We start from the raw sequence: 15,369 nt of genomic DNA, 5'->3' as shown, positions 1-15,369 counted from the left end.
GGCAGAAGACGAGCTTCGTTTTCTGCCTTTTTTCTATTTTAGCGTATAATAAAAACATGCAGTATATAAGGAGTGGTAACTATGAAAAAAGTAGAGCAATTATCTTCTCACCTATATCTTATTGATGATTTCGATTTACAGCATAATGAACGAACAGGTACGTACGTTTTATTAGGTGACGATATTACTTTAATTGAAACTTGTGCAGCCCCTTCTCTTCCGTATATTTTAGACGGCTTACAACAATTACATATTGATTTAAACGATGTTAAAAACATTATCGTTACACATGTGCATTTAGATCACGCTGGCGCAGCTGGTTTAATGATGGAAAAGTGCCCAAATGCTACGTTATATGTGCATTCTCGTGGTGCTCGTCATATGATTGATCCAACAAAACTCATTTTAGGTGCAAAAGCTGTCTACAAAGAAGATTTCGATAAACTCTTTGACCCAATTCTTCCAATTGAAGAAGAACGTGTTCATATTGTACAACATGGTGATACGTTAAAAATTGCAAAAGACCGCACCCTTACATTTTATGATACACCAGGACATGCGAAGCACCATATTAGCATTCACGATTCATTAACAAACGGGATTTTTACTGGCGATACAATTGGAATTTATTATAGAGAACTCGCAGACGTTGATGTAGAGTTATATCTACCATCAACGTCCCCTTCACAATTCCAACCAGATGCGATGATTGCTTCTAAAAATCACATTCAAAGCATGAATGTAGATACTATTTATTTCGGTCATTACGGCGCATCCTCTCATGTTACAGAAGTATACAATCAATTGGAACATTGGCTACCTATTTTCGTTCAGACTGGTAAGGAAGTCTTTGACAAGTATAATGATTTCGATGAAGCGACTAAAGCTTTACAAACTTTGTTAATGGATAAAATCTCTTCTCATCTTACAAAGTTAAACGTTCCATCAGATCATTCCGTTTATAATATTTTACATTTAGATATAGAAATTAGCGCAATGGGCATTATTGATTATTTCACGAAGCAAGAAAAAGCAAACTCCACTATTAACTAACAGTAAAAGAAGAGATATACAACAGTAGTTATTGTATATCTCTTCTTTTTTTGAATATATTTTGAGTAAAGGATGGTGGAATATAATGCAAAAAGTGATGCTATACCTCTGCTTCACATTATTTATCGTCTTATTATTATTTGTAGGAGTAAAAATTCAATTTTATTTAGATACAGATGCACAAGTGAACTTTAACGTTTATCCAAGATTATTCTACTTTACACTCTTCCCTCTTATAGTTGGCATTTTATTACGATTCCTTCAATCTATTAATCGCGAAACGAGTAAACAAAACTGGAGCTTTCAACCGGATAAATTTATTGCTATTACAGTGCCTACACTATTCATTTCCTTTTCCCCAGCACTACTCTTTTCACCACTTGCCGAATACCTACCTTATTTAGTTAATATTATTCTAATAAATACAACTTTTGTTACGATTATTAGTTTAATAGCTGGTTATTCCCTTTTAGATTGTTTTATACAAAAGGATCATGCAACGATGAAAAAGTATAATTGAATACTTTATTTTCTTTCAATAAAAAAAGCTCGAAGCTAAAGCTTTGAGCTTTTTACTTATCGCACCTTTTCATTTACATACTCCATAAACTGCTCTGCTTTAATAAATCTTTCTTTGTACGCCTCAGGTACTTCTTCTATTTTTATTGCACCAGTTGATTTTGTCTTCACTCGTACTATTTCATGTGTCATTAAAGCTTCCATATAGCGATCAAACTCTTCTTGCGTTAATACTTCTTTACTAGATTTATGACCATTTAATTTATCAAAGTATGGTTGAAGGCCCATACTTACCTTTTTCATTTCTTCTCTTTTTGCTGGTGATAATCCATCATAATCTATATTACCATTCGAATCTCCGTACGCAAGCTTTGCATTAGTTAATTTTTTCAGTTCTTTTGTAAACTCTTCATATTCCTTCGCACCCATTTCATCTTTCGCTTCTGATAATTTTGCATTAAAACGCATGTACGTTTCTAATGTCATTGCTCCGGCATGTTTTTTTAAATTCTCAAAAGATCCATATATACCATCCGCCATAATAGATTGGTACGCAAAACCTGTCGTCGGGATTAAAAGAGCTGCTGCAAGTACTCCTGCGATAAGGCGTTTCTTCCTCTTACTCCCGCCGTGCTTCATTTTTATTTGCACGATTACTTTTTCTTTTAAATCCGGCGGGGCAACAATACCCTTTGCTTCTTCTTGTATAGATTCCCTAACTCTACAATCTAAACTCATTTCACATTCCCTACCTCTCCTAAAAAAATTTCTTCTACTTGCTCTTTTTGACGTAGTTTCTTTAATGCCGCATGAATTCTAGATTTCACTGTACCGATTGGAATATGTAATATTTGTGCTACTTCTTCTTGTGAATAATCGTGTAAGTATCTTAAGATAATAACTTGTTTCAATTTATACGGTAATTTATGAATGAGTTCGATTAGTTTTTGGTTTGATATTTTACTTACAACATCGTTAGAAAAATCAATTTGCACTGGCTTTCTTTGCTCTTCTGCTTTTTTTATAATTCGTAGTCGCATCCATCTCTTTCTTCTATAAGAATGAATTTGTTTAATCGCAAGCCCAATTAGCCAAGGGCGAAATGGCTTCTCGCTATCATATTTACGAAGCGATTCATATAGCTGTATGTATACTTCTTGAACGACATCATCTACATCCGTTTTATCTTCAATTAAAAAATGTGCTGTTTTATATACTTCTTGAATCGTTACATCATACAATTCGCTATACGCTTCTTTATTGCCTGATAAAGTTAATTGAATTAAATGTGCGTAATCTATTTCACCCTTCATATTCCAGCCCTCCTTTGTCTTACACTATATATTGGCAGGTAATTCATATTTCGTTCGATTTTTCCGAAAAAGTTTTTTATATAAATTAATATAATGATCCACTGAGTTCATAAGCTTCACTTATAACCACACATAACTATTATATAATTTTCCAATTTCTGATAAAGATTTAAAATAATTTATATAGTCAAATTTAGGAGGACATATAATGAAAGCTATCGTTGTAACGTCGTTCGGTGGTCCTGAAGTGATGAAATATACAGATTTTGATATACCGGCTATTTCAGAAGATCAAGTTTTAATTCGCGTAGTTGCTACTAGTGTAAATTTCGCTGATATTAAATCACGTTATGGCAAAAAAGGAAATAAAGCACTACCTTTTATTCCAGGTATAGATGCCACTGGTATTGTAGAACGTGTCGGTTCTCATGTGAAAAATATTCACCCTGGACAACGTGTCATTGCTTTTCCTCAAAATGGATCTTACGCAGAATACGTTGTTGCAAATGAAAATCTTACTTTCGTTTTACCCCATGAAGTCGACTTTCAAACTGCAGCTGCTTGTCCGATCGTATCTTTTACAAGCTATAATTTACTCGCTAATGTTGCAAGGATTCAAAAAGGTGAATCTGTACTCATTCATGCAGCTGCTGGCGGGATTGGTACTACAGCAATTCAACTTGCAAAACTATTAGGGGCTAGGATAGTTATCGGTACTGTCGGAAGTGAAACGAAAAGAAAAATCGCTTTAGATGCTGGAGCTGATTATGTAATTTGTCATCAAGCTGAAGATTTTGTAGAGAAAGTCAATGGGCTGACAAACGGAGAAGGAGTGAATATCATTTTGGACTCTATTTCTGGAACTGTTTCTGAAAGAAGTTTAAACTGCCTTGCTTATTACGGTCGCCTCGTTCATTTCGGTAATGCTAGCGGTGAAATTGGTAACTTTCAAACGAAATATTTACATGCAAGTTGTCGCTCTATACTCGGTTTTAGCTTTGGAACCACACGAAAAAAGCGTCCTGAACTGCTCCAAGAAACTGCAAATGAAGTTTTCCGTTATTTGCGTGACGGACGTTTACAAATTAAGGCTACGAAATCTTTTCCACTTCAAAATGCAGGGAAAGCACATGAATGGGTCGAAAGTAGAAAAAGTACAGGGAAAGTAATACTAACTGTTTAGTCCTCTTCCTGAAATGAATAATGGAAACAGAGGTGGCATTCATGGGATCACGAATTATGCATGTTATTATCGCTAGTGGTATTGCTAAAAAACTATCAATTCACGATAAGACTTCTTTCTTACTTGGAGCTGTAGCCCCTGATGCTGTTCATTCAAAAAAAGAAAAAGGAACCTCACATTTTTATGCCGGTACAACGAAGAACTATACGAGAAGAATAGATTATGATTCATTTTTTCATAAATATGAATCACATATAGATTCCCCATTTATTTTAGGCTATTATACCCACCTCATTGCCGATGATAATTGGCTAAGTGGATTTTTTCTACCTTGGCTAAAAAATAGAATAGAGAATGACGAAACTATCGCACCCCTGTACTATAACGATTTTAAATTGTTAAATGCAAAGTTGCTTCATCATTACGATCAAGAACAACAGCTTTTCTCTCTTCTCAATCAAGAGGCTCACATTGTGGATATTGAAGAGGTTTCTAAAGAAAACGTTTTAGCTTTTCGAAAGTATCTTTTTGAAGATATGTTGTATCCAAAGCAACATTTGCATGAAGACTTACAGGTATTTACGTTTGACCAAATCGTTGGCTATATTGAGACAGCGATTGAAAAAGGAGTATTTTTTATTAAACAACTCTCTAATGAAAAATCCACTTCAAAAATTTAATCCTCCTCAAATATATTTGAGGGGGATTTTCACATAGCAATATTATTATTGGTTCTTCTCCATAACCGCAAAATAATTCCCTTCGCTATCAGCAAAGTTAAACACTTTACCAGAAGGCATAGTTACCATTTCTCCAACAGTAACATTTTTATTTGTTAAATCTGTATATAATTGATCAAGATTTTCTGAGAAGAACATTAAGGACGGTGTACCAAGATTCAATTCTGGGCTCATTTTAGAAATAACTTCTTTATTATGTAATATAATGCTCGTTTCTGCACCGTTAGTCGGAGCAATTTCAATCCATCTCATTCCTTGTTTGTTATCTTCCTCTGCTACTACATGAAACCCTACCTTTTCCGTCCAAAAATTTACTGCCTCATCTTGATTATTTACATATAACATAATTTGTCCTACTTTATGGATCATTACATTTCCCCCTAATGGTTTTTATATTCTATGTAGCTTTCTACAAATACTATCGTTATTCCTTTTGAGTTGGTATGTACTTCTTTGCAAAATTTATCGACTGACTCATCCCATCCAGTTCATCAAAATAATCATTTCTTTCAATCATGTTATATCCGGCGAATCCAATTTTATCTAATACTTTGAAGAATATATCGAAATCTACTTCACCATTCCCTGCTGCGACTTCTATATACTTAGTTGAACGATCACTTTTCACTTCTTTACAATCTTTAATATGAGTTTGTACTATATAATCTTTTAATAGTAATAAACCTTCTCCCGGATTTTCATTTACATCACTTATTAAATTTGCTGGGTCAAAGTTAACAGCTAGTCCTTTCGAGTTTGCAGTTTCTAAAAATCGTTTTAATACTATTGCTTTTTCAGATCCCGTCTCAATGGCGAAGAATCCTCCAAATCTGAACGCTAAGTCCCCTATTTCATTACAAACACGTAGCATTTTATCATAGTACTCACTATTTTCATCATCAGGGATTTTCCCAATATGGGCTGTTACTACGTTAGCTCCTAACCCTAACCCTTTATCAGTAATATATTTAAAACTCTATATTACACATTCAGCTTCAGTTCCTATTATTCCACTTTCTCCGAAGCTAATTGCTAATGACGGGACTTGAATCTCATTAAAAGATAAGTTTTCTTTTAAAGTGTTCCATTGTACCTTTGAAATGTTAGCTAAGTTGAAAGTCGGATTCATAGCATATAATTGAATATATTCTAAATCCCATTCCCTTGCTTTTTGTATTCCTTCGTTTACTTCAATATATTTTGTATTCAAAAACATTCCTAATTTCCTATCCATATGTGTACCTTCTTTTTATTATTTCGTGTCAGTTTAATATTCGACTTTTTTATATTATTTCCTCGTATAAACCAAATAAATAAACTACCCTTTTTTCGATACTCCCAGTAGAAGCATATATATGATAGGCACATTAAAAACACTAATACAATTCCCATTATCACTTGTTTACAAACAAAAAAGACGTAACTACAAATAGTTACGCCTTCTCCATCATTTATCTAGGCTTTTTCTTCCCAGTAAATGCTGGTTTCTTTTTCTTTGGTGCTTTCGGTTTCGTTTCTACAAATGATCCTTTGAACATTTCTTGCTTCGTAAATACGATGCCTAGTTTTTTCGCAAATTGCAGTAATTTGCGCTCTTCTTGTGGTGTTACAAGAGATACGACAGTTCCTTCTTTGCCCATACGTCCAGTACGGCCTGAGCGGTGAATATATTGGTCTACTGTGTCTGGTAACTCTAGATGAATTACATGTGTTAAATCGTCAATATCGATACCGCGCGCTGCAATATCAGTAGCAAGTAGAATTTCTAATTTCCCTCCGCGGAAAGCACGCATTGTCGCTTCACGCTCTTGTTTACTTGCTTCTGCATGAAGAGCCGCCGCTTTCATTTTACGGAATTTCAATTTCTCAGTAATTTCATCTAAACGGAATGGATCGTTTAAGAAAGCAACTGCTTTTACATCGCCCATATGCATAATTCTTCTTACGTAATCATTTTTTTCGCGTCGCTCACAAATGATATACGTATGCTCAACTAAGCTTTTTGATTCTGCACGTGTTACACGTACTAATTGTGGTTCCACTGCTAAATCACGTGCCGCATCTTCTGCCGCTTTTGTCATTGTCGCCGAGAAGAATACTAATTGACGATCGCGCATCGTTGATTTAATTACATCTTGCACTGCGCCCATCATTTTTTGCTTTACAATTTGATCAAACTCATCAAATACAATTGTTTTTACTTCATGCATTTTTAGCTTTTTCATACGAATTAATTCTAAAATACGGCCTGGTGAACCGACAATTACTCTTGGGTGTTTCTTTAATTTTTCAACTTGGCGCTTAATATCTGCACCACCAATTAAAGATGCACCTGAAATTTCAGTTCCTGCTGTAAACTTTTGAACCTCTTCATGAATTTGCATTACAAGTTCACGTGTTGGCGCTAAAACAACAACTTGTGGCTGTTTTACTTCAGGATTAATTTTATGTAAAAGTGGTAATAAGTACGCTAATGTTTTTCCTGTTCCAGTTGGAGATTCAGCTATAACGTCTTGTCCTTCTAAAATAGTTGGAATCGCTTGTTTTTGAATTTCAGTTAACTCTTTAAAACCAGCCTTCTCCCAAGCTTGTTGTAAAAATGGTTGCATATCTTTTATCATTTGTTTTTCTCCTTTATCTCTATTTTTGAAGAAAATGCTGTATTGTTCGCACCGTTTCTATCATGTGTGAAATAACAGCTATTAAATCATCAACATGGTCTTCTGTAATCGCTTTTTGAAATAGAACCTCTACCTTATTATGATATGAAATCGCTTGCTTATTATATTCGTATGAAACTTTCTGCATAATCATTCTTTCTTTTCCCCATATAGAACGCATTAATGTTTCAATTTCTTCACATTTTACTTCTGGTTGTTCTAACGGGAATGAAAATGCTAGCTTCATCTCACAACCTGGTGTAAACTGAGGCACTTCTAGTATTTCACCAGACAAGTTCTTTGCATCCACAGATAATGAAAATGTTGCTTCTACTAATGGTTCAAACGGTTCTGTTAATTGAAATGAGATATGATATATACGACTTAATGAAGCAAGATCCATCATATCTTTTCGATCTGTTACAAGAATATCTCCATGTAGATCAAAATCATACACAGCACCTTCTACGATTACTTTTAAATTGTCAAAAGCAGTTGGATCAAACATAATTTCCTCCAAAAAACAGGCGCCTTTCGATGGAAAGGCGCCACTTGATGTATATATAGTTTACAGATAAACGAGATGAATTACAACCTTTTAGAATAAACCTACTGCTTTTCCATCTTCATTTACATCCATTTGAAGTGCTGCTGGCTGTTTTGGAAGACCTGGCATTGTTAACATTGTACCTGTTAACGCAACGATAAAGCCTGCACCGATCGATGGTTTTAACTCACGAATTGTAACGATAAAGTCAGATGGACGACCTAATTTTGTTGCATCGTCAGAAAGAGAGTATTGTGTTTTCGCCATACAAACTGGTAGATTACTCCAACCTTCTCCTTCATATTGAGCTAATTGCTTACGTGCTTTCGGAGCAAATTCAATATCTTTTGCGCCATATACTTTTTGAGCAATTGTACGAATTTTTTCTTCTAATGGTAATTCTAATTCATAAAGTGGTGCGTAGTTGTTTTCACCTTTTTCGATTTCTTTTAGTACTTTTTCAGCAAGGTCAACTCCGCCTTGGCCACCTTTCTCCCAAACTTCTGTTAAGGATACTGCATAGCCACGCTCATTACACCACTCTTGTAAGTATGTAACTTCTGCATCTGTATCTGTAATGAATTTATTAATTGCAATTACGAAAGGCACACCGAAGCTTTGAATTGTTTCAACATGCTTCTGTAAGTTTTCCATACCTTTTGCTAATGCATCTACATTTTCTTCTTTTAATTGATCTTTTGCAACGCCGCCATGCATTTTAAGCGCACGAATCGTCGCAACAATAACAACTGCTTCTGGTTTAATGCCAGCTGCACGAGCTTTAATATCTAAAAACTTCTCAGCGCCTAAATCAGCACCGAATCCAGCTTCTGTAATAACATAATCACCTAATTTTGCTGCCATTGTCGTAGCGATAACACTGTTACAACCGTGAGCAATATTCGCAAATGGTCCGCCATGAATAATAGCTGGTGTATTTTCTAACGTTTGTACTAAGTTCGGTTTTAATGCGTCTTTTAATAATAGTGTCAAAGCACCTTCTACACCTAAGTCTTTAACCGTTACAGGTTGATTTGCAAAGTTATAAGCAACTACGATGCGAGATAGACGCGCTTTTAAGTCTTGAATATCTGTTGCAAGGCAGAACACGGCCATAATTTCAGATGCTACTGTAATGTCAAAACCGTCTTCACGTGGTACACCTTGTACAGGTCCACCAAGACCAATTACTACGTTACGAAGGGCACGATCATTTAAGTCAACACAGCGTTTCCAAACGATTTTACGTGTATCAATTCCAAGTGTGTTTCCTTGTTGGATATGATTATCAATAAACGCTGCTAATGCGTTATTGGCAGTTGTGATCGCATGGATATCTCCAGTAAAGTGAAGGTTAATGTCTTCCATTGGTACGACTTGTGAAAAACCGCCACCTGCTGCTCCGCCTTTTAATCCCATCGTTGGTCCAAGAGATGGTTCACGAAGTGCAATTACTGTTTTCTTACCAATTTTGTTAAAAGCTTGACCTAAACCAACTGTTACTGTTGATTTACCTTCTCCAGCTGGAGTTGGGTTAATTGCTGTTACTAAAACAACTTTACCGTCTTTCTCATCTTGTAAGCGCTTAAAAATATCAAGAGATAACTTACCTTTATAATGACCGTATGGCTCTAATTCATCTTCTAAAATATTTAAATCAGCTGCAATTTCTTGAATCTTCTTCATACTCGCTTCTTGTGCGATTTCAATATCGGATTTCACTGTTGTAGTAGTTGTCATATACCCTAGTCCCCCTTTAATTGGTTCTGATGATATTGTATCAGTTTTTTGTATTTTCTGCACTTATTTACCTCCTAAAAATTCTTTCATTTCTTTATACGTTTTTTAACATAAATACCCATAAGAATGTTAACGATTGTTGCAACTCTGTAGGTAGTTGACCTAACATCTTCTCATTTACTCCGCGCTTATATACGCCGATGCCATCTACAACTTCAAAACCTTGTTCTTTCGCTAACTGTTCAAATTCCCAAGGCATCATTGTATTACAAACAACGTCTTTTCCGTACAAGCGAGGATAACTGTTCTCTCGTGGCTTTGCTGTCGGTCCTAAAATTGCAATACATGCATATCCATCTTTCTTTAACACACGCTTTATTTCATTTAATGCTCGTAATGGCTCTTCCGTCCATTCTAAAGAATTAATTGCCATAATTGATTCAAATTGCTCATTTTCAAATGGTAATGCAGAAAGATCTCCTTTTATAAAAGATAAATTTGGTCCTTCTCCGCGCTCCTTACCTTTTTGAATCATCACTTCCGATAAATCTACTCCCACTGCTTTATAGCCTGCGCGACTTAATTTATATGTACCGTACCCATCACCGCATCCAACATCGAGCACTTGTGCGTCTTTCTTCACATACTGTTCAAAAAACGGAATAATTGTACTCCTACTCCCGCTGTCCCACATCTCTTGACTATTTTGATTCCAAAACTCCGCACTACTATCCCATTTCTTTTCTGCTGATTCATGCCAATTAAATTTCGTCATACATTCCCCTACCTTCACGCTTTATCACTCATTTCATTCTACATCATTTTCCAAAATTCCTGTTTTATCCCGCTTGCAGTAAGACACCTACCTCAAAATTCAATGGATGCGGATCAGTTAATGGGAGAGAACTGCTCATAAAAATCCAATTGTTGCTGGCTGATAATCAGTCCTAGTGGAAAAAATCCCACACTTTATCTTCAATAGGAGATGGATATGTTAACGATGGAATGCGTATTCTCCAATTTTTGCTTTACTTGGGTTTAACTCATACTCATGCTCTTCTCATTTTGAAAGATACTATAGATACACCCAATTGAAAGAGAGGGATGTACATGCGAAGAAAGAGAAATCATCATTTTAAAAGTGGTGAAAAAAACGAAGAGTATGCAGCTGAAATATCACCAGCTGGCATTCCAATTAGACATAAGCGTAAAGAAATTGCAAATGAGATAGAAGGTACAAATACCGGTGCAATGGTAGGCTATGTCGCTTTATTTCTTTCGTTATTCTCCATTGCTTTTTATCCAGTTACGCTCGGCTCCCTAGCAATTTTAGTTGGCCTATTAGCTGTCAATTTCGGAGCAAGAACACTTGGATATACAGCCATTGGTTTTGGTAGTTTTTCTGTTTTATTTACTTTACTTTATCCGCTTGCTTTGTCAGCGTTTTAAAAAAACACACCAAGTCATACTTGGTGTGTTCATTCATGATACAACATAATATGACCGCATCCACAACAATGTTTCGCTGTAATTTCTTGAAACACTGGATAATTTTCTTCATCTCGATGCTCAATAAATACTTTTTCAAATCGATACATGTTTGGTGCATATGCCCAATCTTGTTTCGTACGTGCATATAACGTTGAGGAAAAAAACTCCTCACCGCCACAAACAATACATGTGTTCTTCATCAATACCCCTCCTATGCTTGTCTTACTTCATCTATATGAACATAAGCATAAAAAAAAGACCTTCTATTACTAGAAAGTCTTCTCTGAAACAAAAAGAAATGTACCAAACATTCCTACTCCGCTATATTCTTTTGAAACACCAGCTTCTGTTTTAAATGTTTGCTTTACAGTCATAAAGAATACACCATTTCGTGCATCTGTACTTTCAAATTGTAGTTTTTCTTTTTTACCATCTACATTTTGCGTGCATTCAAAACTACTCTCATTACAATTCAACGCATACTTATCCTGTACATACACTTTAAAATCTGATTCTTTTGGACAAGTTATAAGTAATATTGCCACGAGAATAATACTTATAATACCCACAATTGTATAATATTTCTTCATTTGTACTCCTTTCAAATGACAAGAAAACTTGACTTCATACGCCAAGTTTTCTTAGTCAACAACCCATTGCCACTCTTGTTCTTTCTTATCAAAAATGAGCCAACCTGTTTCTGTTGCTTCCTCTTTCAATTCATCGATATTATCTAACACCTCATCCGTACTTTCATACGAACCAACTACATATACCGGAATTTCAAGACCTCTTCTTGACTCAATCTTCCCTGCTAAATCTATGTAAAGACCATCTTCCATTAGTGGAATAAGTCCCATAATCAATTCTTTTGAAATCGCTGGGAAAATTTTTGATTTTTGGAAGAAAGAAAAACGTTTCTTACCGAAAGCACCGAGTTTATACGGAATGACTTTACTTAACATTCCTACAAAATCAGCAATTCTACGATAATACACTTTGTTGTACCATCCGTCATCATGTGAAAAATAAACAAATCGATTTTTCAGTAACGGAAAGAATGTTCTTGCAAGTGGTTCTTTTTTGTGAGCCAAATATAATAATTCTGCAATTTCTTTCGGCTCTAATTCATCTAAATCGCTTGCATCATCAAAATCTACCCAACAAAATTCATCAAATTCATCAATCTCTGCTTGAATTAACTTATGTATATTTTCTTCCTCAACATATTCAAATAAAGTATGATAATGAAAATCCGTCCATTCAAAGTTGTGCTTTAAAAGCAACACTTGATGAAGCGGTGAAGGGATGTTACTCGCAAACTCTTTAAACGTAATTCCTGATGTAATAAAACAATGACCTCGACGATTACCATTAATATATATCATATTCTTTACTTGGTCAGATCCTCCAGACAAAGCACCTAGCCACCTTCGTTTTATATGTTTCAATTCTATAGCATATTTTAACATGAAAAATTTTAGAAACATAGAAAAAACTTCAAAAACTATTTACAATTTCATGTGTTTTATTACATAGTGATTACAAGAAAAAACGCCTGCTCATAAGCAGGCGTTTTTAAAGGATTTCATCAGGGTTTTGAGGATGATGATTTCCCTCTTTCTTTTCTTCTTTTTGGAACATCGATTGAATTTTATCAATTGTTTGTGGAGCTAATTCAATCATTTTTTCTGCTAAATGTGTCGCATTTTGTAGATGTAGAATATTTACTCCATCTTTATTCACCACAAGAAATGCTACTGGTGTAATCGAAACACCACCCGCGCTACCGCCACCAAATGCAGGGTTACCGTTCGCTCTTTGTCCATCATTCGTTTGGAAATCAGAACCTCCTGCTCCAAAACCGAACGCTACTTTAGAAACCGTTAACACTACACCACCGTCAGCCGTTTGAACAGGCTCTCCAACAATCGTATTTACATCGACCATTTCTTTTAAATTTTCCATTGCTGCTTTCATTAACCCTTGAATTGGATGATCCACCGTTCATAACCTCCTTTGTCATATCTTTCCTAGTTTTTCCGAAAGTTTGTGAACTAAACATAAAATTTTATATTGATTTCAAAAAACTTAAGTTGTAATATTTAGAAAAATAAAAAAAGAGGTCGATTCGTTATGATGCGAAAATTAACAAAGAAAGATCATGAACAAGTATTCGCTTATCTAAAAGAAGAAGCAGCCCTTAACTTGTTTATTATTGGAGATATTGAAGCTTTCGGTTATGACACAGATTTTCAAGAATTATGGGGAGTATTTAAAGAGAATGGAACATTAAAATCAATTCTACTCCGATTCCACGATTCATTTATACCCTATAGTAAAGAAGAATTTATTACCACTGATTATGAGGCACTTCTTTCCACATATAAGCCGCTTAAACTCTCTGGTAAGTCAACTATCGTAGAACAATTTGAAACTGCTTCAAATATACAACTAGGTACTAAAAATGAAATGTATTTTTGCGAATGTCTAAATGACAACAACTTACCTAGCACACCAATTCATGAAACAATTAAACTTGCCTCACTCGATGATATAGAACGAATTATGAAATTACGAAGTGACATCGCTGAATTTCCGACTACCAATGAATCAGAGAAAATATTAAGGCAGGCTATCGAAACAAATACAGGACGCACATACTATATTGAAAAAGATGGCGTGATCATCGCATCCGCCTCTACTTCCGCTGAAAATTCATTATCTGCTATGGTAGTTGGTGTATGTACACACCCGAATTATCGCGGAAATGGTTACGCTTCACTCATATTACAAAAAATGATCCAAGACTTTACGAAAGAAGGCCGAACACTTTGTTTATTTTATAACAATCCAGCTGCTGGACGAATTTATAAACGACTAGGATTTAAAGACATTGGAATGTGGACGATGTATCGATAATAAGAGATACTCTATAAACGAAAATAGTTGTAACTTAGCAATAAAAGTTGATTACACAAAAAACCCACACCGTTATTATGAAGAAACTACTTGTAAAGCCGTGCCCCTAACTAAAACATGTCATGTATTCAAGCTAAATTTAGACAGATAAACGCCCCAGTTGCATCTACTCCAGCAACTGGGGCTACATATTTATACTCAATTTCTTTCCACTACAAATAGACATATTTATGAAACATTTATCACACTTATGTCGCTATTATCTTTCCGTACAAATGCCCTTCTAAATATTACTGCGTCTCATTATACTTTGCTTTAAAATCAATATATTCCTGTTTCGCATCTTGGTTATTACCTTGGTGACTATCAAAAGATGTGTGTATTTGTGATATATATTCTACTAACTTACCTTCATCATTTCGCTTCTTATAATTTATTACAATACTTACCTCCAATATCTGCTCTGAACCATCTTTAGAATCTATATGCAGTACAATCGATCCACCATCATATTCATCATATTGTATTTTCAACTTATCATTAACAATACTCTGAAACTCTGATTCATTTAGTTTATATCCAACTGTACTAGGTTGATCAAACTTTTTTATATCATCTCCGGGCTTCATCTTTAGTTTCCCTATTCCTTTTAAACGATCAACAATTAAGTTTACGTATGAAACATCCAGACTTGAATCCGTACTTTGTACCTGTCCATTCTCATAACTAATATTTGTACTATAATTAACTTCTTCTTTATAATTTTTATTATCTACTTCCGAGGTAATTTCTTGTGTTGTATTTCCATATAAACTTTTATCTTTCGTATTATATATGCCTTTCGAAGTTTGATAGATTGTTTTACTGTGCTCTCCATCTTCCTTTTGCTCATATGTACTATATATACCTCTTTGTTTCACATACGCATATCCATCATCACTAGCGGACATAACCTTTTTCATGTCACCTTCATCCAAAGCTTTGACAAATGGCTCATACTCTATCTTCGTCTCCCCAAAACCACATCCACTTAATAAACTTGATACTATTAACAGAACTATCATCATCCTAGCTTTCTTCTTTAACTTCATACTGACACCCCGTTGATTTCTCTAGGCATTTTTAGGTTCATTACATTCCCATTTTGATAGTAATATAGTTCACCTTTACTTACCGGTATTTATTAACTCATACAGATTAT

The 15,369-nt window shown here is 34.9% G+C and carries 18 protein-coding genes and 1 pseudogene; 6 read left to right on the top strand and 13 right to left on the bottom strand.

Annotation, left to right across the window (positions count from 1 at the left end):
• Positions 1–81 precede the first annotated feature (81 nt).
• Positions 82–1,053: an MBL fold metallo-hydrolase gene (locus V7S45_RS10095; RefSeq protein WP_025688287.1), complete on the top strand. Its 972-nt coding sequence runs from the start codon at positions 82–84 to the stop codon at positions 1,051–1,053.
• Positions 1,054–1,138: 85 nt separating this feature from the next.
• Positions 1,139–1,573: a hypothetical protein gene (locus V7S45_RS10090; protein ID WP_025688285.1), complete on the top strand. Its 435-nt coding sequence runs from the start codon at positions 1,139–1,141 to the stop codon at positions 1,571–1,573.
• Between the two features lie 56 nt (positions 1,574–1,629).
• Here the strand turns inward: V7S45_RS10090 and V7S45_RS10085 are convergent, their stop codons facing one another.
• Together V7S45_RS10085 and V7S45_RS10080 are read right to left on the bottom strand one after the other, a co-directional pair.
• Entirely contained in the window at positions 1,630–2,310 is a 681-nt protein-coding gene (locus V7S45_RS10085) for a DUF3600 domain-containing protein (protein ID WP_088345913.1), read from the bottom strand.
• The gene (locus tag V7S45_RS10080; RefSeq protein WP_000675556.1) at positions 2,307–2,885 is read right to left on the bottom strand and encodes a sigma-70 family RNA polymerase sigma factor; all 579 of its coding nucleotides are present in this window, start codon (positions 2,883–2,885) and stop codon (positions 2,307–2,309) included. Before V7S45_RS10080 ends, V7S45_RS10085 begins: the two co-directional genes overlap by 4 nt.
• Positions 2,886–3,093: 208 nt before the next feature.
• On the opposite strand from V7S45_RS10080, the gene V7S45_RS10075 reads away from it, so the two are divergent.
• Together V7S45_RS10075 and V7S45_RS10070 are read left to right on the top strand one after the other, a co-directional pair.
• Positions 3,094–4,068 (top strand): quinone oxidoreductase, encoded by a 975-nt coding sequence (locus V7S45_RS10075; RefSeq protein WP_025688278.1) that lies wholly within the window; start codon positions 3,094–3,096, stop codon positions 4,066–4,068.
• A 41-nt stretch (positions 4,069–4,109) separates the two neighbouring features.
• The gene (locus V7S45_RS10070; RefSeq protein WP_025688276.1) at positions 4,110–4,748 is read left to right on the top strand and encodes a zinc dependent phospholipase C family protein; all 639 of its coding nucleotides are present in this window, start codon (positions 4,110–4,112) and stop codon (positions 4,746–4,748) included.
• 45 nt (positions 4,749–4,793) lie between these two features.
• Here the strand turns inward: V7S45_RS10070 and V7S45_RS10065 are convergent, their stop codons facing one another.
• The 6 genes and pseudogenes from V7S45_RS10065 to V7S45_RS10040 form a co-directional block, all read right to left on the bottom strand.
• Positions 4,794–5,177, bottom strand: a complete 384-nt coding sequence (locus V7S45_RS10065; protein WP_000581478.1) for a VOC family protein — start codon at positions 5,175–5,177, stop codon at positions 4,794–4,796.
• 55 nt (positions 5,178–5,232) lie between these two features.
• Positions 5,233–6,042: pseudogene (locus tag V7S45_RS10060) on the bottom strand (TIM barrel protein).
• A 217-nt stretch (positions 6,043–6,259) separates the two neighbouring features.
• Positions 6,260–7,429 (bottom strand): DEAD/DEAH box helicase, encoded by a 1,170-nt coding sequence (locus tag V7S45_RS10055; RefSeq protein WP_000588613.1) that lies wholly within the window; start codon positions 7,427–7,429, stop codon positions 6,260–6,262.
• 19 nt (positions 7,430–7,448) lie between these two features.
• On the bottom strand, positions 7,449–7,976 hold the full coding sequence (locus V7S45_RS10050; protein ID WP_000460219.1) for a hypothetical protein: 528 nt from the start codon (positions 7,974–7,976) through the stop codon (positions 7,449–7,451).
• A gap of 90 nt (positions 7,977–8,066) precedes the next feature.
• Entirely contained in the window at positions 8,067–9,755 is a 1,689-nt protein-coding gene (locus tag V7S45_RS10045) for a formate--tetrahydrofolate ligase (protein ID WP_014482011.1), read from the bottom strand.
• 94 nt (positions 9,756–9,849) lie between these two features.
• Entirely contained in the window at positions 9,850–10,530 is a 681-nt protein-coding gene (locus tag V7S45_RS10040) for a class I SAM-dependent methyltransferase (protein WP_000160025.1), read from the bottom strand.
• 335 nt (positions 10,531–10,865) lie between these two features.
• Between V7S45_RS10040 and V7S45_RS10035 the strand changes: the two genes are divergently transcribed.
• Positions 10,866–11,204 (top strand): hypothetical protein, encoded by a 339-nt coding sequence (locus V7S45_RS10035; protein ID WP_001253201.1) that lies wholly within the window; start codon positions 10,866–10,868, stop codon positions 11,202–11,204.
• A 29-nt stretch (positions 11,205–11,233) separates the two neighbouring features.
• Here V7S45_RS10035 and V7S45_RS10030 read toward each other — a convergent pair whose 3' ends face one another.
• The 4 genes from V7S45_RS10030 to ytfJ all read right to left on the bottom strand — a co-directional run bounded on the left by V7S45_RS10030 (position 11,234) and on the right by ytfJ (position 13,250).
• Positions 11,234–11,446, bottom strand: a complete 213-nt coding sequence (locus V7S45_RS10030) for a hypothetical protein (RefSeq protein ID WP_000798747.1) — start codon at positions 11,444–11,446, stop codon at positions 11,234–11,236.
• Between the two features lie 69 nt (positions 11,447–11,515).
• Positions 11,516–11,836 carry a hypothetical protein gene (locus V7S45_RS10025; protein ID WP_000761174.1) on the bottom strand — a complete coding sequence of 107 codons (321 nt, stop codon included), beginning with the start codon at positions 11,834–11,836 and terminating at the stop codon, positions 11,516–11,518.
• Between the two features lie 51 nt (positions 11,837–11,887).
• Entirely contained in the window at positions 11,888–12,664 is a 777-nt protein-coding gene (locus V7S45_RS10020; protein WP_000014087.1) for an oxalate:formate antiporter, read from the bottom strand.
• 160 nt (positions 12,665–12,824) lie between these two features.
• Positions 12,825–13,250 (bottom strand): GerW family sporulation protein, encoded by a 426-nt coding sequence (gene ytfJ, locus V7S45_RS10015; protein ID WP_000349991.1) that lies wholly within the window; start codon positions 13,248–13,250, stop codon positions 12,825–12,827.
• 132 nt (positions 13,251–13,382) lie between these two features.
• Here ytfJ and V7S45_RS10010 point away from each other — a divergent pair, with 132 nt between their 5' ends.
• Entirely contained in the window at positions 13,383–14,168 is a 786-nt protein-coding gene (locus V7S45_RS10010; RefSeq protein WP_000984760.1) for a GNAT family N-acetyltransferase, read from the top strand.
• A 290-nt stretch (positions 14,169–14,458) separates the two neighbouring features.
• Here V7S45_RS10010 and V7S45_RS10005 read toward each other — a convergent pair whose 3' ends face one another.
• Complete coding sequence (locus V7S45_RS10005) at positions 14,459–15,259, bottom strand: DUF3952 domain-containing protein (RefSeq protein WP_025688262.1); 801 nt, start codon at positions 15,257–15,259, stop codon at positions 14,459–14,461.
• Between the last annotated feature and the right edge of the window lie 110 nt (positions 15,260–15,369).

Origin of the sequence: Bacillus sp. BR3(2024), assembly GCF_039134555.1 — a bacterium.
Classification (GTDB): domain Bacteria; phylum Bacillota; class Bacilli; order Bacillales; family Bacillaceae_G; genus Bacillus_A; species Bacillus_A cereus.
Note: the sequence above shows the minus strand (reverse complement) of the source record. Positions and strands in the feature narration are given on the sequence as shown.